The sequence below is a fragment of the Candidatus Merdisoma sp. JLR.KK006 genome, from assembly GCF_036941035.1.
Classification (GTDB): domain Bacteria; phylum Bacillota; class Clostridia; order Lachnospirales; family Lachnospiraceae; genus Laedolimicola.
On sequence record NZ_JAYMNS010000001.1, the window covers coordinates 202,178 to 223,975 of the forward strand.

Annotated in this window: 20 protein-coding genes; 3 read left to right on the top strand and 17 right to left on the bottom strand. The window is 46.1% G+C overall.

What is annotated here, in order from left to right:
* Window positions 1-4: 4 nt before the first annotated feature.
* The 5 genes from mnmA to VSQ61_RS00920 form a co-directional block, all read right to left on the bottom strand.
* Window positions 5-1,087: a tRNA 2-thiouridine(34) synthase MnmA gene (gene mnmA / locus VSQ61_RS00900; protein ID WP_334342542.1), complete on the bottom strand. Its 1,083-nt coding sequence runs from the start codon at window positions 1,085-1,087 to the stop codon at window positions 5-7.
* An 83-nt stretch (window positions 1,088-1,170) separates the two neighbouring features.
* The gene (locus tag VSQ61_RS00905; RefSeq protein WP_334342543.1) at window positions 1,171-2,157 is read right to left on the bottom strand and encodes a DUF1189 domain-containing protein; all 987 of its coding nucleotides are present in this window, start codon (window positions 2,155-2,157) and stop codon (window positions 1,171-1,173) included.
* Window positions 2,158-2,215: 58 nt separating this feature from the next.
* A complete protein-coding gene (gene nifU, locus VSQ61_RS00910) occupies window positions 2,216-2,659 on the bottom strand; it encodes a Fe-S cluster assembly scaffold protein NifU (protein ID WP_334342544.1) in 444 nt (147 codons plus the stop codon).
* Between the two features lie 140 nt (window positions 2,660-2,799).
* Complete coding sequence (gene nifS, locus VSQ61_RS00915; RefSeq protein WP_334342545.1) at window positions 2,800-3,978, bottom strand: cysteine desulfurase NifS; 1,179 nt, start codon at window positions 3,976-3,978, stop codon at window positions 2,800-2,802.
* Between the two features lie 19 nt (window positions 3,979-3,997).
* Entirely contained in the window at window positions 3,998-4,459 is a 462-nt protein-coding gene (locus VSQ61_RS00920; RefSeq protein WP_334342546.1) for an RrF2 family transcriptional regulator, read from the bottom strand.
* A gap of 167 nt (window positions 4,460-4,626) precedes the next feature.
* Between VSQ61_RS00920 and VSQ61_RS00925 the strand changes: the two genes are divergently transcribed.
* Complete coding sequence (locus VSQ61_RS00925; protein WP_334342547.1) at window positions 4,627-5,952, top strand: putative polysaccharide biosynthesis protein; 1,326 nt, start codon at window positions 4,627-4,629, stop codon at window positions 5,950-5,952.
* Window positions 5,953-6,257: 305 nt separating this feature from the next.
* Here the strand turns inward: VSQ61_RS00925 and VSQ61_RS00930 are convergent, their stop codons facing one another.
* The 12 genes from VSQ61_RS00930 to VSQ61_RS00985 form a co-directional block, all read right to left on the bottom strand.
* Complete coding sequence (locus VSQ61_RS00930) at window positions 6,258-7,286, bottom strand: 3-deoxy-7-phosphoheptulonate synthase (protein WP_334342548.1); 1,029 nt, start codon at window positions 7,284-7,286, stop codon at window positions 6,258-6,260.
* A 251-nt stretch (window positions 7,287-7,537) separates the two neighbouring features.
* Window positions 7,538-8,410 (bottom strand): site-specific tyrosine recombinase XerD, encoded by an 873-nt coding sequence (gene xerD, locus VSQ61_RS00935; protein ID WP_334342549.1) that lies wholly within the window; start codon window positions 8,408-8,410, stop codon window positions 7,538-7,540.
* Window positions 8,411-8,598: 188 nt separating this feature from the next.
* Window positions 8,599-9,339 carry a stage II sporulation protein M gene (locus VSQ61_RS00940; RefSeq protein WP_334342550.1) on the bottom strand — a complete coding sequence of 247 codons (741 nt, stop codon included), beginning with the start codon at window positions 9,337-9,339 and terminating at the stop codon, window positions 8,599-8,601.
* A 68-nt stretch (window positions 9,340-9,407) separates the two neighbouring features.
* On the bottom strand, window positions 9,408-10,205 hold the full coding sequence (proC, locus tag VSQ61_RS00945; protein WP_334342551.1) for a pyrroline-5-carboxylate reductase: 798 nt from the start codon (window positions 10,203-10,205) through the stop codon (window positions 9,408-9,410).
* A gap of 107 nt (window positions 10,206-10,312) precedes the next feature.
* Window positions 10,313-11,854: a ribonuclease Y gene (gene rny / locus VSQ61_RS00950; protein WP_334342552.1), complete on the bottom strand. Its 1,542-nt coding sequence runs from the start codon at window positions 11,852-11,854 to the stop codon at window positions 10,313-10,315.
* 129 nt (window positions 11,855-11,983) lie between these two features.
* Window positions 11,984-13,180, bottom strand: coding sequence for a CapA family protein (locus VSQ61_RS00955; RefSeq protein WP_334342553.1), 1,197 nt, complete (start codon window positions 13,178-13,180; stop codon window positions 11,984-11,986).
* Window positions 13,181-13,338: 158 nt separating this feature from the next.
* Window positions 13,339-13,521, bottom strand: coding sequence for a hypothetical protein (locus tag VSQ61_RS00960; RefSeq protein ID WP_334342554.1), 183 nt, complete (start codon window positions 13,519-13,521; stop codon window positions 13,339-13,341).
* Window positions 13,522-13,890: 369 nt separating this feature from the next.
* A complete protein-coding gene (locus VSQ61_RS00965) occupies window positions 13,891-14,625 on the bottom strand; it encodes a hypothetical protein (protein ID WP_334342555.1) in 735 nt (244 codons plus the stop codon).
* Window positions 14,626-14,837: 212 nt separating this feature from the next.
* The gene (locus VSQ61_RS00970) at window positions 14,838-15,023 is read right to left on the bottom strand and encodes an MscL family protein (RefSeq protein ID WP_334342556.1); all 186 of its coding nucleotides are present in this window, start codon (window positions 15,021-15,023) and stop codon (window positions 14,838-14,840) included.
* Between the two features lie 65 nt (window positions 15,024-15,088).
* Window positions 15,089-16,456, bottom strand: a complete 1,368-nt coding sequence (locus VSQ61_RS00975) for an NCS2 family permease (RefSeq protein ID WP_334342557.1) — start codon at window positions 16,454-16,456, stop codon at window positions 15,089-15,091.
* Window positions 16,457-16,691: 235 nt separating this feature from the next.
* Window positions 16,692-17,225, bottom strand: coding sequence for a DUF4358 domain-containing protein (locus VSQ61_RS00980; protein WP_334342558.1), 534 nt, complete (start codon window positions 17,223-17,225; stop codon window positions 16,692-16,694).
* Window positions 17,222-18,985, bottom strand: a complete 1,764-nt coding sequence (locus tag VSQ61_RS00985; protein WP_334342559.1) for a hypothetical protein — start codon at window positions 18,983-18,985, stop codon at window positions 17,222-17,224. Before VSQ61_RS00985 ends, VSQ61_RS00980 begins: the two co-directional genes overlap by 4 nt.
* 399 nt (window positions 18,986-19,384) lie before the next feature.
* Between VSQ61_RS00985 and VSQ61_RS00990 the strand changes: the two genes are divergently transcribed.
* Together VSQ61_RS00990 and VSQ61_RS00995 are read left to right on the top strand one after the other, a co-directional pair.
* Window positions 19,385-21,025, top strand: a complete 1,641-nt coding sequence (locus VSQ61_RS00990) for an ABC-F family ATP-binding cassette domain-containing protein (protein WP_334342560.1) — start codon at window positions 19,385-19,387, stop codon at window positions 21,023-21,025.
* Between the two features lie 101 nt (window positions 21,026-21,126).
* Complete coding sequence (locus tag VSQ61_RS00995) at window positions 21,127-21,759, top strand: PilZ domain-containing protein (protein ID WP_334342561.1); 633 nt, start codon at window positions 21,127-21,129, stop codon at window positions 21,757-21,759.
* Window positions 21,760-21,798 lie beyond the last annotated feature (39 nt).

Consider the following 21,798-nt stretch of genomic DNA (forward strand, 5'->3'; position numbering starts at 1 on the left):
TTTATTATTTTATAATGGTTCCCCCTCCAAGCACATAATCTCCATCATAAAAAACCACGGCCTGTCCTGGGGTTACGGCCCGTACAGGTTCCTTGAACCGTACCTGAACTTGGTCTTCTCCTGTTTTTTGAATCATGCAGGGAGTTCCAGCGTGATTATAGCGAATCTTTGCCGCTGCCTCTCGTTCCCCTTCCAGTTCGGGAATAGACATCCAATTGAGACGGTCTGCAATAAGGCTGTCTGTCCATACATCCTCCTGCTCTCCAATCACCACCTCATTGGTCTCGGGGCGTATCTCTGTCACTACCACACGCCGCCCCATTGGAAGCCCCAGGCCCCGGCGCTGGCCGATGGTGTAGTGGATGATCCCCTTGTGCCGGCCCAGTATGGTTCCGTCTGCCTGCACAAAATTTCCTTCCCTGGACGGCTCTCCTGTAGTTCGCTCGATAAAGCCTGCATAATCCTGATCCGGCACAAAGCAGATCTCCTGGCTGTCCGGTTTATCTGCGACGCTTAAGCCTATCTGCTCTGCAATAGTCCGAATCTCTTCTTTAGAATAAGCTCCCACCGGCATCAAGGTATGGGAAAGCTGTTCCTGAGTGAGATTGTAAAGGGCGTAGGTCTGATCCTTGGCCGCCGTCACGGAACGGGTCAAACTAAAGCGCCCGTTTTCCAGCTGCTTTATCCGGGCATAATGGCCGGTGGCAATGTAATCAGCCCCGATCTCCAGGCTCCTTTTTAAGAGAGCTTCCCATTTCACATAGCGGTTGCAGGCAATACAGGGGTTCGGAGTGCGGCCCGCCAGATACTCTGCCACAAAATAGTCCATAACCGTGCGTTTGAAATCCGCCTTGAAATTCATTACATAATGAGGAATCTCCAATTTCTGTGCCACTCGCCTTGCATCCTCCACAGCGCTTAAGCCGCAGCATCCTCCATTTTCCTCCAGGATCTCTTCCTCCTCATCCTGCCAGATCTGCATGGTGACGCCGATGACCTCATAGCCCTGTTCCTTTAAAAGCCAGGCTGCCACAGAGGAATCCACACCGCCGGACATTCCCACAACTACCTTTTCTTTTTTACCCACTTATTTACATTCCTTTATCTTTTTCCTGAACAGGCTTCATAATTGCAAATCTCCATTGCATATCTCTCTGCCGAAAACGCCTGTCAATGCTCACCAAAGTCATTCTGCCCATTTTCCCGGCCGCCCGTCTGCCCGGAATACCCGTTCTGTCCCTGGTAGTCCTGGTTATAGGAATTCGGCTGATACGGGTTCTGCTGATATGGGTTTTGCTGATATGGATCCTGCCCATAACCGCCCTGCTGATACATCCCCTGCTGATAGGGCTGCTGATATGCATACGGAATGCTCTGTGCCTTCTGCTCCCTAATCCGTCTCATGGCCAGGAACATATACACCAGGGTAACACCAAAGTTAATCACCCAAAAATAAGGAATATTTATAGGGAATACGGACCAGCTCAAAAATCTGAGCACAAAGCCTTTAAAAAACAGCGGCAACGTCCTTCCGTAAATGCCAAGTATAAAAATCTGTCCAAAGGTCAAATCGGTTTTCAAAATCATATTCAAAATCAAACCTATCAGGCTTACGATCAGCACGCCAAAGAAGAACAGGATACTGATCCAGATAAAATAAAAAATAAGGAACAGAATGATAAACAGATAAATCATGGGAATCACAGCCATAATACTCTGCCTGCTGAAATAAGTGCCGCTTTCCAGCATATAAAAGTATAGCGTCTGCATCTCCCCATTGCTTTTTACGATCATTTTCTCGCTGTCTACCAGAAGCATGCCCTGATATCCCATGGAAAACCGATAGGCTGCTTCTTCATCAAAATATTGATTCGAATCCAGTTCAATATAGTAACCGCCGCCCTCATAATAAAATGGTTCTTCGATCCAGAAGCCGTAATCTGTCACCTCAAAATCCGGAAGGGTTTCTCTGACAATCGTACCGAATCCTCCAGTCCTTATCTGGAAAACAATCAGCGGAAATACGGCGCTCAGCAAAAAATAGAACAGCATCAGAAGCATTCCGTAACCAAAGATCTTTCCCTTATTATTCTTCAAAAAATTCGGATAAGCGGACGGCTTTCCAACAGAACATACCATTTCTTTAAATACATTCATTTTTTATCCCCCTGTCTCTCTTAAAATTTATATTATCCGGCTATTCAGCAAACAGCTTCTAATATTCCTCGTCTTCCTCTTCCTCACCCTCATGGATGTCAGACTTAGGCTTCGTAAGACCTTCAATCTTGATCCCGTTCTTTTCTGCATAATCCCAGAGAGCCGCATGAATGGCTTCCTCTGCCAGCAGAGAGCAGTGAACCTTTACCGGCGGAAGTCCGTCCAGAGCCTCCATAACAGCTTTGTTCGTCACTTGAAGGGCTTCCTCGATGGACTTCCCCTTTACCAGCTCTGTAGCCATACTGCTGGTGGCCACGGCCGCACCGCAGCCAAAGGTCTTGAACTTGCAATCTTGAATAATACCGTTTTCATCAATATCCAGATAGATCCTCATAATGTCGCCGCATTTGGCATTGCCTACGGTCCCCACGCCGCTTGCGTTCTCAATCTCTCCCATATTTCGGGGATTCTGAAAATGGTCCATTACTTTTTCACTGTACATTTTTGTATTCCTCCATTAATAGTTCCGCAATATTCTCTCCAGAGCCCTATTTTAGAACAATTTCCAGCCACAAGTCCATGTGTCTGTAAATCGTTCTGGCTCTGTCGGAATCTTGCTGTTTTAGTTCCGCAATATTCCGCTTACGCCTTCCGCATAAAATCCTCATAAAGCGGCGACATGCTGCGCAGCCGCTCAATAATCCTCTTTAACTGCTCCACTACAAAGTCCAGATCTTCTCTGGTAATCTCCTCATTCAAGGTCAGCCGCAGAGATCCATGTGCAATCTCATGGGGCAGGCCGATAGCCAAAAGCACATGAGACGGATCCAGTGACCCTGATGTGCAGGCAGAACCGGAGGATCCGCAGATGCCCTCCATATCCAGCATAATCAAAAGGGACTCTCCCTCTATAAACTGAAAGCTGAAGTTGGCATTGTTGGGCAGACGATTGGTTCTGTGGCCATTAAGCCTGGTATAAGGAATCTCCTTCAGAACCCGATCAATCAGGTAGTCCCGAAGCTTTCTTTCCTCTTTTGTCCGTTCCTCCATCGTGCTCACCGCACGCTCCACAGCCTTTCCAAAGCCAACAATCCCCGGCACATTTTCCGTTCCTGCCCGGCGCTTACGTTCCTGTGCACCTCCATGGATAAAAGAGCGGAGCTTCAGTCCTTTACGAATATAGAGAAAGCCAATCCCTTTAGGACCGTTTAACTTGTGGCCGCTGGAACTGAGCATATCAATATGGTATTCATCCACATTAATAGGCAGCTGTCCAAAAGCCTGTACTGCATCCGTGTGGAACAGTATTCCCTTCTCACGGGCTATTTCCCCAATTTCCTTAATAGGCTCCAAAGTGCCAATCTCATTATTTGCAAACATGACAGAGATTAAAATAGTATCCGGACGAATGGCCTTCTTAAGCTCTTCCAGCTTTACCACTCCATTCTCATCCACATTCAGGTAAGTCACCTCAAATCCCTGCTTCTCCAGCCACTCACAGGTGTGAAGAACGGCATGATGTTCAATCTTAGTCGTAATAATATGCTTTCCCTTATTCTGATAGCACTCTGCCGCACCCTTCAGCGCCCAGTTGTCCGCCTCGCTTCCTCCGGCAGTAAAATAAATCTCCTCAGCCTCAGCCCCCAAAGCCCCGGCAATTATCTCTCTGGCTTCAGTCACCGCCTTTTTGCTTTCCGCCGCCAGACTATACACACTGGACGGATTGCCGAAATGATCCGAAAAATACGGCAGCATAGCCTCAACTACCTCCGGCACCGTCTTTGTTGTAGCCGCATTGTCCAGATAAATTAATTTTTTCATAACGTATCACCTCTTGATATTAATTTGTACAGCAGGAGCTCACAACACTTCCCGCCTTATTTCCTACACTTCTGCTCTCATCAACCAGTGTGCTCAAAGAAATCTCGTCCACTGTCTGATTGATGCTGTCATTGATCCGCTGCCACACATACTTCGTCACACAGAATTCTGAGCCGTCACAAGTACTTTCCTCTTTAAGCCCCGGGCATTCCACTGGATCAAGATTTCCCTCCAGCGCACGCAAAATGTCACCTACGGATATTTCTTCCGCCGGTTTTGCCAGCTTGTAACCTCCGCCGGCTCCCCGGACACTGGTAACCAGCCCTGCCTTTCGAAGCTTTGCGATCAACTGCTCCAGATAACTCTCCGAAATATTCTGTCTGGCGGCAATACTGGCAATCGAAACCGTCTCATTTTCACAATATACAGCCAAATCAATCAGCGCCCGAAGACCGTACCTGCCCTTTGTTGACAGCTTCATAGAACCACCTCACATTCATAGCTGTAAAAGCATATAAGGCTTGCCTTATATCTCTTAATTCCTAGTACTTTACTCGGATTTCAAATAGATAATACCACCTGACGAAAGTTCTGTCAAGAACCACCTTAGAATATATTATAAAAACTCCTGAAAAACAGGGATTCCCTATGAAAAAGCAAAAACATCCCCTTATTGCCGGGACACTGATCCTCACCCTCACCGGCCTTGCCAGCCGTTTTATCGGCTTCTTCTATAAGATATTCCTAAGCCGTACCATCGGTGCCGAAGGAATCGGCATTTACCAGATGATTTTTCCCATCTACGGTGTCTGCTATGCATTTACCACCGCCGGTGTAGAGATTGCCATCTCCCGTTTTGTCTCCGGAGAAATGGCACGGGGAAAAAAAGAGCGGGCCCGTTCTATCCTGTGGATCGGACTCGCCATGTCCCTGTCCCTATCTTTTCTCACCGTATTTTTGGTCTACGCCAATGCAGACCTCCTTGCCATACATATACTCCATGAACCCCGCTGTGCCAACCTCCTGCGCATCATGTCCATCACAGTCCCCTTCGGAGCCTGTCACTCCTGTATCAGCGGCTATTACTACGGTCTCCAAAAAACAGCCGTCCCAGCCTGTGCCCAGCTCTTTGAACAACTGGTACGAGTAGCAGCCGTCTGCATCATATACCAGGTTTCCCTGGAAGAAGGCCGGACCCTGACCCCTGTAGCGGCTGTCATCGGCCTTGTACTGGGAGAATTCGCCTCCATGCTGTTCGGCCTTTTTGCCGTCTCCTCCGAAAGCCTTAGGGGACACGCCAAAAAAACCCCAGACTTCCCAGTCCGCAGCTTTGCCCGCCGCATGTTCTTAGAAGCCGCTCCCGTCTCCGCCAACCGGGTCTGTATGAACCTTCTGGGCAGCGCCGAAGCTGTCCTCCTTCCCCTCACCCTTCAGCAGTACGGCCTGAACACCGAACGAGCCCTAAGCGTCTACGGAACCCTCACCGGAATGGCCATGGCCTTTATTCAATTTCCAAGCGTCCTCACCAACGCCGTATCCGTCATGCTCCTCTCTTCCGTATCCGAATCCCAAGCTGCCGGAAACCAAAATCAAATCGCCCGAACCATCCGCAAAACCATCTCCTTCTGCCTGCCCTTAGGAATCGCCTGCACCGTCTTCTTCCTATTTTCAGGCAAATATCTGGGCCTCTTCTTCTTCAAAAGCGAAATGGCAGGAGATTTTATCATAACATTAGCATGGATCTGCCCCTTCCTATACCTGAACAGCACCCTCCACAGCATCCTGAACGGCCTTGGTAAAACCGCCTCCGGCTTCATCAACAACCTAATCGGAATCATGATCCGAATCTTCTTCATCCTCTCCTGCGTCCCCAGATTCGGAATCCAGGGCTACCTCTGGGGCATCCTCGCCAACCAACTCTTCGTAGCCCTCCTGAACCTAAACGCCCTAAAAGAAGAAAGAAAACTCCCCTAACTCAAGCAGAAGCAGCGGAAAAATGCACCTTTCCAAACCCCGTAAAATGTTTCTTCAACAACGTAAATAGAGAATGCCGCAAAATGGTCCGGGGGCTTTTCCAATATCCAGTGTCCGGCTTTTCCCGAACGGCTGTCTGAATCTGGTGCACATTGTCTTAAAACATTAATATAATATCAAAAATATTTGCAGGACAATGTACAGCAGAGGCAGATAGACGTACGGAAAACGTCCGAACACAGGATATGGAAAAGTCCCCGGGCCATTTTGCGGCATTCTCAGCACAACCTGCCGTTCAAGCCGCCTCAACACCTCTCCGCAATCTCATAAAGCAGTCTCTCCGAATCCTCCCACCCCAAACAAGGATCCGTAATAGACTTCCCATACACATGATCATGAATCCCCTGACACCCCTCTTCAATATAACTCTCAATCATAACCCCCTTCACCAGCTTCCGTATATCCCCCGAACAGGACCGACTGTGAAGCACCTCCTTCACAATCCGAATCTGCTCCTTAAACTGCTTATTGGAATTACTATGATTGGCATCCACAATACAAGCCGGATTCTTAAGCTCTCTCTCATTATAAAGCTCCAAAAGCAGCTGCAGATCCTCATAATGATAATTCGGCAAAGATACACCCCGCTTATTCACTGACCCGCGCAGCACCGCATGAGCCAGCTCATTTCCATCCGTCTTCACTTCCCAATCCCGATAAATAAACGTATGATCCTGCTGTGCTGCATACACTGAATTCAGCATCACACTAAAACCTCCGCTGGTGGGATTCTTCATCCCCACAGGCACATCAATCCCGCTGGATACCAGACGATGCTGCTGATTCTCCACCGAGCGTGCCCCTATGGCAATATAAGACAAAAAGTCCGTCACATAGCGCAGATTCTCCGGATAAAGCATCTCATCTGCCGCCGTCAGTCCCGTTTCTTCAATAGCTCGAATATGCATCCGCCGCAGAGCAATAATACCAGCCATCGGATCCGGCTTCTTCTCTGGATCCGGCTGCGTCATAATCCCCTTATACCCCTCGCCGGTAGTCCTGGGCTTATTCGTATAAATACGGGGAATAATAATCACTTTATCCTTTATCTTCTCCTGGACAGGCACCAGCCGCCGCACATAATCACAAACCGCCTCTTCATTATCCGCAGAGCAGGGTCCAATCATAACGAGAAACTTATCCGATTCCCCTGTAAATACCTTGCGAATCAGTTCATCACGTTCCTTCTTTATCTTTGCCACGTGGGGAGGCACCGGATGCATCTCCCTGGTCTTTTCCGGACTCGGCAATTTCTGCACAAACTCAATTCCCATTTTTTCATTCTCCTATTCCAGTTCCGCAATTTCTCGTACAGTACCCTTTACTTCACTTCACTAAGAAGAATTTCCGCCCGCAAAAGCATACTAAATTCTTCCGTTCCCTATCATAATACAAGGCTGTCAAAAAGTCACGAAAAATTTTTAATCAATAAAGGGAAACATCTGCAAAAAAACTGTGCGGAAACATTCACCATCCGCACAGAATCATTTTCAATCTCAATTATATCTGTATTACCCTCTATGTACTATCCTCTCGGATGTGCCTTAGCATATACCTCCCGGGTACGCACTGCATACATCATAGTAGTGGAAATATCCGAATGCCCCAGCATCTCCTGTACCACTCTCAGATCCGCCCCATTATCCACCAAATGCGCAGCAAAAGAATGACGCAGTGTGTGAGGCGTAATCTCCATCTTTATCCCTGCCTGCTTTGCGTAATGCTTCAAAAGCTTCCAGAACCCCTGACGGCTCATACTTTCACCAGAGCAGTTGGGAAAGAGCATATCACACTCTTTATCGCCAATCAAGTCCGCCCGGGCAGATTCCATATACTGATCCAATGCTTTTCTGGCCTTCATTCCAAAAGGAATAATCCGCTCCCTGGTTCGATCCTGGCAGACAATATAATCCAGCTTCCAGTTCACATCACTCACACGCAGGGAAATAAGCTCCGTAACACGAATCCCTGTAGCATACAAAAGCTCAAGCATAGCCCGATCCCGAAGTCCTTTAGCCGTGCGCTCCCCCGGCTGCTCCAATAGCTTCTCCACCTCAGCAACAGACAGCACATCCGGCACCTTCTTCTCCACCTTCGGCGCCTTCAAGTTCTCTGCCGGATCGGCAGTCACTTCCCCATTCCTCATCATATAAAGATAAAATGCTTTCATTGAAGCAATATTCCGCGACACCGTAGCTGCCGCCATCCCCTTCTTCTCCAAATCCAAAATATAGGAATTCAAATTCGTCTCTGTCACATCCTGCAGCTTTTCCACCTTCTGGGACTGTAGAAAGCGCATCATTTTCATCAAGTCTCTCTGATAAGAAAGCTCCGTATTTTGTGATGTCTTCTTTACCTCATGCAGGTAAGACACAAAACTTTTAATCTCTTGTTCCATAAACCGCCCTCAAACTACATTATCTTTGTACAAAATTATACGTCGTATTTACCATTATAGTAATAAAAAAGCAGAAAAGCAATGGTCTTTTTTGCCCAAAATCCCTGTAAAATCAAGGTTTTTCAGCATTTCTACAATATCTGGTTTCAGCCCTTTCAAAAGACCACCAAATCTTGTAAAAAATTTTTTTAGATTTTTTTCAAAAAGGGCTTCAGGAAGAATGGATTAACATAACTTTCCAGAAATGCTCCTGCAAATAAAAGGACAAGGCCGAAAATTCCTACTGCAAAATAAGAAAAGAGCTGCTTTTTCCCATTGCCCCACTGCCGAAATTTGCGGTCCTGATTTCCTGACATTTCACAAATTTTTTTTAACATCCAATATATTGCCGGAACGTAGAGGATAAAATGGGGAAGGCCGCAGGCAATACACAGCACAATACCCATAAGCCCCATTTTCATAGCTGCCGTTGTCATGGTGATTCCAAGAGATGCGCCTATCCAAAATAAATATCCGTAAGACGCCAGGGTTCCCAGTACCGTCAGCCCCGTCAGCCAAAGCACAAAAAAAGTGGAAAGCCGGGATTTCAAAATATAGAGAAACAATTCCTCAGGAGCGAATTCCAGGCGTTCATATTTGGAAAAAAAATAAGAACTCATGAGGGTCGTGCTATGTACGACTTCTTTTCCAAACATTGTAATATACAAAACTCCAAGAACAAAACCAGACAAAAACAAGGTCAGAAAGAGATCTCTTTCCTTAAACCGGATGCCTTTCACGCTTTTTGCACCCGCAGTTCTTGAGCTTCTCTGGCTGCGCAGACTTACGGATCTTATGGATTTTATCGGCCCTACAGACTTCACACCAGAGAATTTTAACGGCAGCGGCCGGATAGTAATATCTTTTAGATCCACACCCTTAATCTTCATACAAAAAACCTCCCATACATTATTTAATGTATGAGAGGTCATCCAATTCCATGCCATTGTAATCGTCCCTACTTTATAGCTTCCGACTTTTCATAGCAGGCATCACAGGCCTTGAGCACTGCATTTCGAAATCCATATTCTTCCAGGGCTGCCACCCCTGCTATGGTTGTACCGCCGGGGGAACACACCCGATCCTTCAGCACTGCCGGATGTTCTTCCGTCTCAAGGACCATTTTTGCCGCCCCTGCCACTGCCTGAGCTGCAAAAAGATATGCCTGCTCTCTCGGCATTCCATACTTCACGGCGCCGTCCGCCAACGCCTCAATAAACTGATACACATAAGCAGGAGAACTGCCGCTTGTGCAGACTACAGCGCTCATCAGCCGCTCTTCTACATCTTCACAGATTCCTGCTGCCCCAAAAAGCTTATGTACAACCTCCAGTTCTTCCTCTGAAAATTCCTCCCCTCGGAAGCTCAAGCCTGTCATTCCCTCCCCGATTAATATTGGGGTATTGGGCATAGCCCGAACAATTCTTCTGTCCGATCCAAGGGTTTCCTTTAAAGAATTGACGGTAATGCCCGGCGCCAAAGAAATCACCACATGCTCGGGGGTCACAGCATAGCGGATCTGCTTTAGTACAGCCGGATAATATTGGGGCTTCACTGCCAGCACCAGATATTTACAGGAATTGGCACATTCCGCATTAGAAGGCACATATTCCACCTGCGTCTGTGCGTACACCCTTCTCATGGTCTTTTCTGTTTTTGCCGTAAATACAAAAGTCTCCGCCGGAAATATCTTTAAGGCTCCTTTCAGAATCGCATAGCCCATATTTCCCATTCCAATAAATCCTATCTCAGCCATTACCTGTCCTCCATTCCAGTTCCGCTTCCGTTTTTTCATATAAAAAAGGAGCCGCCGCAAAAGGTCGTCCAATTCTTCTGACTTTCTGCGGCAGCTCCCATACTGCTCTACTTCGCGTAGTCCGTCACCCTGCTCTCCCGGATGACATTTACCTTAATCTGGCCCGGATACTCCAACTCAGCCTCAACCTGCTTGGATATATCTCTTGCCAGCAATACCATAGCAGCATCATCTACCTGCTCTGGAACTACCATAATACGAATCTCTCTACCTGCCTGAATCGCAAAAGACTTGTCTACGCCCTTAAATCCATTGGCGATGTTCTCTAACTGTTTTAATCGATTGGTATACGTCTCTAATGTCTCTCTTCTCGCTCCCGGTCTTGCCGCCGAAATCGTATCGGCTGCCTGTACCAGACAGGAAATCAGAGAAGTCGGTTCCGTATCCCCATGATGTGACTCTACTGCGTTGATGACGATTGCTGACTCCTTATACTTCTTACACAGGTCAGCGCCAATCTGAATATGTGAACCCTCTACTTCGTGGTCGATAGATTTTCCGATGTCATGTAAAAGTCCAGCTCTCTTGGCCATACGCACATCCACGCCAATCTCGCCTGCCAGCAAGCCCGCCAGATGAGCTACCTCAATAGAATGCTTCAGAGCATTCTGACCATAGCTAGTCCGGAATTTCATTCTTCCAAGGAGCCGGATGAGCTCCGGATGAATGCCGTGAACCCCCACCTCAAGGGCTGCAGATTCACCTTCCTCACGAATCATTACTTCTACTTCTTTCTGCGCTTTTTCTACCATCTCCTCGATACGGGCCGGATGAATCCGTCCATCAACAATCAGCTTCTCCAGCGCAATCCTCGCCACTTCACGGCGAATCGGATCAAAGCCTGACAGAATCACTGCTTCCGGTGTATCATCAATAATCAGATCAATACCGGTCATAGTCTCCAGAGTCCGGATATTCCGGCCCTCTCGGCCAATGATTCTTCCCTTCATCTCATCATTCGGAAGCTGAACAACCGATATCGTTGTCTCTGCCACATGATCTGCGGCACACTTCTGAATCGCCGTTACGACATATTCCTTCGCCTTTTTATCGGCTTCTTCCTTTGCTCTGCTTTCAAGTTCCTTGACCAGCACAGCGGTTTCATGCTTTACTTCGTCTTCAACAGTCTTTAACAAATAATCTTTTGCTTGTTCGGAGGTCAAACCTGAGATTCTTTCCAGTTCCTGTACTCTTTTTGAGTGAAGCTGATCCACTTCTGCTGCTTTCTTCGCCAGCTTCTCCTCTTTTGCCGCATAGCTTGCCTCTCGCCGTTCCAACGCCTCTGATTTCTTATCCAATGCTTCTTCCTTGGATAAAACTCTGCGTTCATACCGCTGAAGCTCCGCCCTGCGTTCCTTGGTTTCCTTGTCCAGCTCATTCTTTGTCTTCAGCGACTCTTCCTTCGCCTCCAGCAAAGCTTCCCGCTTGGATCGTTCTGCCACTTTTAGTGCGTCATCTATGATTTCCCTTGCTTTTTCCTCTGCGTTGCCCACTTTTTTCTCTATGGTGGTCTTACGCACATACACTGTCACAAAGGCCGTAACTACAGAACACACAAGTGCAAGTAATATCGAAACAAAAAACGGCACAGGAGCACCTCCTTATTTAGTTTTCATTGTACAAATACAACATTTAAATTCTATACTTTTTTTTGCATTGTGTCAAGTAAACTTGCTTTTTTTCCCAAAATTCCATTACAACCGTTGATTACAGACTGGTTATTCATTCTCCAGAACCGTGCCGTCCTCCCCAATCCGCACCCCAAAAGACAGCTCCTGAAGCCGACGGTAATAATCCTGCTTTTCATTTAACAGACGCATCTGGTTTCCCTCGCTCGCACAGGGAATCACACGCACCTTCACTTCGTCACCCACAAGCTCCATCTCCGCTACGATACTCTCATAAGGGCCATTGCTGAAAATAAAATTACCCAAGCTGTAGAAAATAGGTTTTCCCTGATAATACTCAATTCCCTGAAGTACATGGGGATGACTTCCAATAACAGCGTCTGCTCCTGCGTCAATATACTGACGGGCCAGGGTCTTCTGATAATCTTCCGGAAAAGTATTGCGCTCTATGCCCCAGTGAACCAAAACCGCCACAAAATCGCAGCTCTCCTTCGCCTTCCCAATCTCCGTCACAAGCTGTGTGGCATCATAGGTAGTAAACAAACCGGAATTGTATTTTGACGCATTCCAGGAGGCTTCCGGAATCACACGGCTGGCCCCTAAAAATCCTATGGTCTTTCCCTGTATTTCAAAGGTTTTCAGTGCCTTTGCCGCCTCCAGATCCTCCCCAGCTCCTACATGGGCAATCCCTGCCCCGTCAAGGGCTGCAAGAGTCTCCGTCAGAGGGCCGCGGCCAAAATCCAGCATATGATTATTTGCCAGTGTTACCAGATCTACCCCCAATTCCGCCGGAAAGCTGACCAAATCCGGCGGCACCCGAAAGGTATATTCCTTCTCCTCCATGGCCTCCCCTGTAGTTCCGAAGGGAAATTCCTGATTCAAAATAAATAAGTCCCCCTCTTTAAGAAATTCCAGAAGCTCCTCCGTAACCGCCGCCTGAATACCCGTCCGGCGATACTTATCCTGCAAAAGCTCTGTGAGATAAAGATCTCCTGCAAATAAGAGCCGGATTCCTTCTTCCTTCGTTCTTTCCGATTCCAGAGACTCTTCGGCTTCCGTAGTCTCCTGAGGCAGCGGTTCCGTTTCCTCAGACCTTTGCACATCCTCCTGCGCCACCTGTCCGGCTATTGCCGCAATACCTGATGACTGCACGGAAGAAGAAAATACTTCCTTTTCCCTACCGGCAAAGTCCAGCAGTCCGCTGAAATAGCAGACACCTACAGCCAGTCCCAGCACGGCAACGGAGCCTATGGTTCCCATTAACAGACCTCTTAAAAATGCTTTCATCCTGATTCTCCCATACCTATACACCTCGCCATTTTACAAGCTCCCAAGACACTACTGACTTAACTCTAAAAACAATTTATCTTTGTGAAAACAGGGCTGACGCACTCTATCAATGCAACAGCCCTTTCCTTATATCACCTTACTGATTGTTTCTATGGTTACTCTTTGATCCTGTCAATCTCCGTCAGATTCAAGCCTGAAGCCATAAGAATGACCTTTAAATCAATATACCTTTCCTTCATTGCTTTGTATACATCAGAATCCCTATCAGCTAACAACATATAGCGTTGAATCCTTGAAAATTCTTCCACTGATAATTTCAGCATCTCGCCTTCTGTCATAAGATCACCTCTTTTAATAAGATCACCTCTTTTATCCAGACTATTTATAAAGCAGTTATCAGATAAATTTATTATATCAATAAGTTTTTGAGGTGTAAAGTCTTTCTTCCATATTAGGCCAGAATAAAATCTTTACGCCTTCCCTCTTGTCTATTATAATAAAATCAGTAACCATATATGGTATCGAAACAATGAAAAGGTGGTAAAAATGTGCCAACAGGTGTAGAAGTTGCAAAAACAGCTATTGATGAACCCTCAAAAGCCTTGATGAGCCTAAAAATTTTACATCTGGTTATCAGATTACTTATATAGTTTATAAAGTTTAAAATTTTATCGTATTCTATCTATGATATCTGTTTACCGATAGTACTACTCTTTGGTGTTTTTCAATTCAATCTTATGCTGTTCTACAAAATTTCTTATTTCTATGATAGTTTTTTCCAGATTTTCTATAATACTTATATTTCGGTAAATGTCTTTCAACCAATCACAAAATAGTAAATCATTCTGATTATTTTTAAAAGTTTTTTCCATAAGATTCTTTTCCCATTTATACGGAAATCTTACTTTTTCTGCCTGTTCCACCTGCATACATTGTATAATTAAAGCAGCTCTGATATTAATAATTGTATCCTTTAATGAAATCTTCCTGCTTTTATCTTCCGCAAGCTCATCAAGACTGTTAAACACATTTTTCAGGTATACTTCCCCAGGGACCTCAAGCAGTAAAATGCAGATCAGATCTGCGTAAATCTCTTTTGCCAGATTATTGATATTATCAATGATCAGCCTTTTATGAAGGTCAAAAAAATCTACCAATTCCTTTGCCTTTTCTTTAATTTCTTTTTCCTTTTCATTTTCCTCCAACATCTTATCTACAAATGTCTCATCATAAGCCGTTATTTTATTCTTGCTGACCGATAAATTCTTTTTTAAATGTCCCCTTCTAATTTCTTCACAAAACAAAGGCAAATCTTCCCTTACCAACTCATCAAGAATATCATCCGATACCTTTTTCAAAAAATCTGTATAATATTGATACTGCTTATACTCCGGCGTTCTATTTTTGTTTTTGTCTATAAAATACTCTGCCCGTTCTTTCACTCGCATCCTGATTTGGACCGACCTTGTATTGTCCGTTTCTTCCTCTAAATATCCTTCAAAAAACTCCTTGATTTTCTGAATAATAATTTCGCTATATATGCAGACCTTTGATTCCCCATCGATGTTCCGGAGAATGATTTCTTAATTACACGTACACAAAAGCGGGACCTCTCACAAGATCCCGCTTTTTGTAAATTCACAGCAAACCTATTCTATTCCACATCCGAAGTGCAGTACGGGCACTTATCCGCCTGAATATGAATCTTGGACATACAGTGAGGGCAAATCTTCGTAGTGGGCGCTGCAGGTGCAGCCGGCTCATCCTTCTTCCGATGAAGCTTATTCATCTGCTTTACCACAATGAACACGACGAAAGCCGTCAGCAAAAAGTTAATCAATCATATTGCCCTTAAGAGCAAACTCCTTGAATTCTTTTATCATGCTTTTTCTCCTTTCCTGCCGCTTAAATAAAGAAATACTTAAGCAGGAACAAGAACGCCAGAATATACATTACCACACTGACCTTCTTCTCCTTCACCTTCCCGGAAGCCACATTCAGCACCACATAAGAAATGACTCCCATGGAGATGCCTTCCGAAATGCTATAGAAGAAAGGCATAGCCGCCATGCAGATAAAAGCAGGAATTCCCTCTCCAAAGTCTGTAAAGTCAATTGCGCCCACCTGATTAACCATATAGAAACCTACTACAATCAAAGCAGGGGCCGTAGCAAATGACGGAATAGCAAGGAAAATAGGTGACAGCAGCAAAGATAGTCCAAAGAGAACCGCCGTAGTCATAGCCGTAAGCCCGGTTCTTCCGCCCTCAGATACGCCGGAAGCGCTCTCAACAAAAGTCGTCGTTGTAGAAGTACCAAGCACCGCACCGACTGTAGTAGCAACCGCATCCGCCATCAGGGCTCCTTTAATATGGGGCAGTTTTCCATTCTTATCCAGCATATCCGCCTTGGATGCCACACCAATAAGAGTTCCCAGTGTATCAAACATGTCCACAAACAGAAATGCAAAGATAATCACGATAAACTCCGCCAACGGAATAGAAGAAAAATCAAGCTTTGCAAAGATCGGCGCAACACTGGGAACCGAAAGTCCGCCCGAAAAATCCGGAAGCAGTCCATAGAAGCCCAGCTCCGGATTGGGAACGTAAAGCCCTGCAAACTGACAGATTATTCCAAGAAGCCAGGTAACCAATATCCCCCAGAGAATATTGCCCTTCACCTGCTTAATCACCAGAATAGCGGTAATCAGAACACCGATAATTGCCAGAATCACCGTAATTCCTACATCCTGCATCGTTCCGCCCTCCACTGCATTCAGAGAGAACAGCTCCACCAAAGTTGCTCCGCCTACTACAATCTTGGCATTCTGCAGACCGATAAACGCAATAAAGAACCCAATACCGACGGATACCGCCTTCTTCAAATTCGTAGGAATAGAATTAAAAATCGCTTCCCTGATATTAAACAGAGAAAGCAGAATAAAAATCACGCCTTCTACAAATACTGCTGCCAAAGCCGCCTGCCAGGGATACCCCATCCCCAGGACAACCGTGTAAGCAAAGTATGCATTCAGTCCCATGCCGGGAGCCAGCGCAAATGGATAATTTGCAAACAGCGCCATACATACCGTACCCAAAAACGACGCAAGAACCGTAGCCGTGAATACTGCACCCTGATCCATACCTGCAGCACTTAAGATACTGGGATTCACCGCCAAAATGTACGCCATAGTCATAAAGGTCGTGATCCCCGCCAGAATCTCTGTCCTCACTGTCGTGTTGTTTTCCTTCAGCTTAAACAATTTTTCCACCATACCTATACTTCCCTCCTTAATATAAGTTCTGCAGCACTCCTTAAAGCCTTCTGAAGCTATTGGAATCCCGCCGCAGCAAAAAGTAAAATACCATTCGCAGACTCGTCTGCAGAGCTACGAATGGCAATAAACAAAAATACAATGTACAGTTTACCATACTTACAGAAAAAGGTAAATGTCTTTTTTATCAAAAGCTCAAAAGGGGAGCAGAAAATAGATGGGTATGCGAAAGTACTTAGAAGCACCCTTCAAAAGCATCCACTGCCTTCTGAACCTCTTCCTCTGCAAATGAAAGCTGTTCTTCCTCTGTGGCATCCTCCCTGTCATCCACGGCTCCCACCAGGAAAAGCGCCGCATAATCCCCTTTTTGCACCACCTTGCATGCCTGGGTCTTGGCAATATTAATGGGATAGATTAATTCATCCTCCTGAAGCCTCGTCCGCACCTTGAGGAGCTCCTCCTCCAGCTCATCTCCTTTGCCCTCCGCTGCTTTTGCAATAATCACCCGATCCGGGTGCACGCTGATCATAGGCATCTGTGCCGCAAAGGAATCAATCAGATCCGTATTCACGCCCATAATCTGTGACAGCATTTCCTCATCCAGATCCGTATCCGGAAGGTAATCTTCCCCGTAAGCCTCCTGAACCGCCTTCAATATATCCTCCACCGGCGGCTCCTTCTGGGCCGGACTTCCTTTGCACCCCGTAAAAAGTCCCGTAATCAAAATCAATAAGCCGAAAGCTAATCCAATACTCTTTTCTTTTCTCATGTCTCATTCTCCTTTATAGTTACAGTATAACAATCCATATTGCAGAACCCTGCTTCAATTCCAACCGGCGTATAGAAGACCAGATTAAGCTCTTTATTCACCAAATAGGTTTTAAGCAGTTCTTCCGAAGAAATATCCGATGTGTAGTAATAGTTATCCGGATTCTTTATCTCCTGCTCTTCTAGCAGCTTCTGAAAGCTTTGGGCAAAATCCAGATCCAAGCGGATGATTTCGTCCTTGGGTATCTCCCTGCCCGAAGCCAGATCAAACGTTATGCAGGACATCCGATCCAAATCTTCCCAGATACCTTCCTCATTGAAATAATATGTGTATACACAGACCACGATACTGATAAGCCGCTCATCCATATAGGTTACATAGGAAACAGTTTCCACTCCATCCGATGCTCCAATATAAGCCTTATCCCGAACCGGACATGCAGTCTTTCGAATCTGCTCATTTACATTATCCAGATTTGGGATATTCTCTCCTGTAAGCAACGGATAATAGTAGTAATAGCGCCCCGTCTCATCCTCGTGGCAGCGGGAGGTAAATTCCACCTGTTCCTGAAGCTCTGCCGGAATTGCATTTACCAGCCGTTTATAAAAGTCATCCTTCGGATTTGGCTTATAGTCCGGCTCCGGCTCATAATCCGGTTCTCCCAGGAAATATCTGTAAAACGGCTTGGAATGCTCCCTGTTCAATGTGGCCGTAATCCAGCCATTCTCATAATTAAGCCCCATTTCAACTCCCACTGGCGTGTAAAACACAATTCGAAGATCATCATCCATGAATCTCTCCGCAAGATTTTCCACACTCTCGAAAGTTTCCAGCACATCGGCATAGGGATGCTCATAAGCACAAAGATCCCAGAACCGTGCACAAAGCCCCAGGGAAACAGGCATAATCTCCTCCGGAGGAATCTCTTCTCCTGTCTGCATATCAAAATTCACCGCCCGAAGAATATCATGCTGAAAACCGTACTCAACACCGGCAGACTCTACCGGAGGATAGTAAATTCCAAGCTCCAGCACAATGCTCAGGATATCTTCACTCATATAAGTCACATAGAAAGTGCCTGCAGGCGCCCCATTCTCTCCCAAATCTACCATATCCTCAGAAGTAAGCATCTCCTGAATTCTGGAATTTATACGCTCGGCAAGCTCTCCGTCCTCCATCTCCACCTGCGGAAAGGTATAAGCATGAGAGGCCACATCTAGGGAGCTCCAATTCACCTGATAACTGAGGTCATACGAAAGGGCATCTGCCAGCCATCGGTAAAACTCATCCCCCGGATCCGGCTTATAATCACTATATGCTTCCAAAAGAGCCGGACGTCCCCCATAAAGTCCGCCCTTTCCATGCAAAGGCTCTCCCTGTACATAGACATCCTCCGTCACCAGGGAACCGTCAAACAAGTGGTCCGTTCCCCTCTCCGTATCTTCCCCAAAGGCAGGGGCCTCCGCCCATTCCTCCGTTCCGGCTCTCTGCTCCAGGTTACGGAAAACAATCCCTCTCACCACATTATAAGTCAGAAGGACCGCCAGTAAAATGCCGGCGGCCCCCATAAAAAGCAGGACCATCCGAGCCACTTGCCCGTTTCGACGCATTATTCTCTCACGATAGCTCTGATCAGCTTGGAGCATATTTTGCTCCGCACCGCTCTTTATTCTTTTTTTGTATCCGCAGCCCGAACAGACATCACCGTACATCACTGCTCCGCATTTAGGACAAAATCCATACTGTCTCTGTTCGCTCATGTTCATCCCTCATTTTTCATCTGCTTTTCATATTCAGGCGCTGTTTTTTTAATCATAACACAATCTGCCTGTATATACCATATTTTCATTGAAATTTCCCCGTTTTTATGTATAATAATAAACGTGACGAAAACTAACAAAAATAAAGAAAATAAAAGGATAAAGTTTGGAAGCAGGCTTCCAAATCTACCTGTATGATGCAGTAAATGTATCAAAAGTCCAGCTAAGAAATGTCAGGTGCTTAACAGAAATATTTTCTGCTGGACAGTAAAGTTGCGAAAGCGCACGAGGGGAACTTTCATGAGCGCACTTTCGAATGAAAGTTTCTCTCTTAGGCGTGTGCTGAAGTGACTTTACTCTTTAGTACCGTTGCGTAGCAACTTAAAAAAGGAGGAAAACATGATACAGGCAGTAAATGTAACACTGAGAATTGGGAAAAAAGCCTTATTTGAAGATGTGAATATCAAATTCACCGAAGGCAACTGCTATGGCCTTATCGGTGCCAACGGAGCAGGAAAGTCCACTTTTTTAAAGATTCTTACAGGAGAATTAGAATCTACCAGCGGCGAGATCGCCATCACCCCGGGCCAGCGACTCTCCTTTTTAAAGCAGGATCATTTTCAGTATGACGACTATCCCGTTATGGATACCGTCATTATGGGCAATGCCCGTCTCTATGAGATTGCAAAAGAAAAGGATGCCATCTACGCCAAGGAAGACTTTACGGATGAGGACGGGATCCGTGCCAGCGAGCTGGAAGCGGAATTTGCTGATATGAACGGCTGGGAGGCGGAAGCTGATGCAGCCTCCCTGTTAAACGGTCTGGGAATCGAACCCGAGCATCATTTTACTCTCATGAAGGATCTGACGGGTTCTCACAAGGTAAAAGTACTTCTGGCACAGGCCCTTTTCGGAAATCCCGATATTCTGCTCCTTGACGAGCCCACCAACCATCTGGATCTGGATGCCATCGCATGGCTGGAGGAATTTCTTATCAATTTTAACAATACTGTGATCGTGGTATCCCATGACCGCTATTTCCTGAACAAAGTCTGCACCCATACTGCAGACATTGACTACGGCAAGATTCAGCTCTATGCCGGCAATTACGACTTCTGGTATGAGTCAAGCCAGCTTCTTATCCGTCAGATGAAAGAGGCCAACAAGAAAAAGGAAGAAAAGATCAAGGAGCTGCAGGAATTTATCTCCCGGTTCAGCGCCAACGCTTCCAAGTCCAAGCAGGCAACCTCCAGAAAGCGTGCTCTGGAGAAGATTGAACTGGATGAGATCAAGCCTTCCAGCCGGAAGTATCCCTACATCGATTTCCGGCCCAACCGTGAGATTGGAAATGAGGTCCTGACTGTGGAGGGAATCTCCAAGACAATCGACGGAGTAAAGGTTCTGGACAATATTTCTTTTATCTTAGGTCATGATGACAAAGTAGCCTTTGTGGGAAGCAATGAGTTTGCCAAGACCACCCTTTTCCAGATTTTAGCCGGCGAGATGGAGCCGGATGCGGGTACCTATAAATGGGGTGTTACCACCAGCCAGGCTTATTTTCCCAAGGACAATTCCGCTGAATTTGACAATGACGATATTATCGTAGATTGGCTGACGCAGTATTCCGAGATTAAAGACGTCACCTATGTCCGGGGCTTCTTGGGACGTATGCTCTTTGCCGGAGAGGACGGCGTTAAAAAAGTACGGGTACTCTCCGGAGGCGAAAAAGTGCGCTGTATGCTCTCCAAGCTGATGATCTCCGGAGCCAATATCCTGATTCTTGATGAGCCTACAGACCATCTGGACATGGAGTCCATTACAGCTCTGAACAATGGACTTATCAAGTTCCCAGGGGTGCTTTTGTTCTCATCTCGTGACCACCAGATCGTGCAGACCACAGCCAATCGAATCATTGAGCTTCTGCCCAACGGCGCCATGATTGATAAGATCACCACCTACGACGAGTATCTGGAAAGTGATGCTATGGCCAGAAAGCGTACCGTTTACAGCAAGGCTGCCGGAGCTGAAGAAGATAATTAATTCTTCTGATTTTTCCATTGCCTGTAAATTGTTTTTTTGCTATAATATATATTATTAAAAAAATTATATCATTACGATAATAAGCTGGGAGGCGGTTCACCATGGATGCACTGAAAAAATGTCGAAAAGCGGAGATTTATTCCGGAGATACCCTCATATGTGAGGCGGAGGTATTCCGTGATTTGACCGCAGATGTCTGGCTGTCGATTCCAAAGGATCTTCCTTGGGAATCCCCTGAGACCTATACCGTACTTTTTTATGACTCTATATCCGGTCTCCTGCTCTGTCACTGTGACTTAAGTGAACCTCAGGAGCTCTCTGACGAGCGGGATTCCGTATCCTGCAAGATCCTGGATGTTTTGAAGACAGAACAGCGCCGGATGGATCTGAAGATCCAGCTGAATACTCCTTTGGAGCTGTCCTGCACCTATGTACCTGGCCAGCCTTCCAATATTCCTGCACATATTCAGGCTGAGAGCCGTGATCTCAGTGCCGGCGGTATCTACTTTATAAGCGAATATCAATTGCCGCCAGAATCGGTTGTACAGTTTCAGCTCCACGGAGCCACGAAACCATTGTTATTGTCCGCCCGTGTACTTCGTACCGAGGAACTGCCTCCCAAAAAAGGTTCTCCCCAGTACGGTCACGGATGTCAGTTTACAGAGATGAAGCCCCAGACAGAAGCCGTTCTTCGCAATTACATATTCCGTCAGGAGCGCCAGCAGCGATTTTAACAATTATATCAAATATAATAATTGTATAACTTTAAAAAA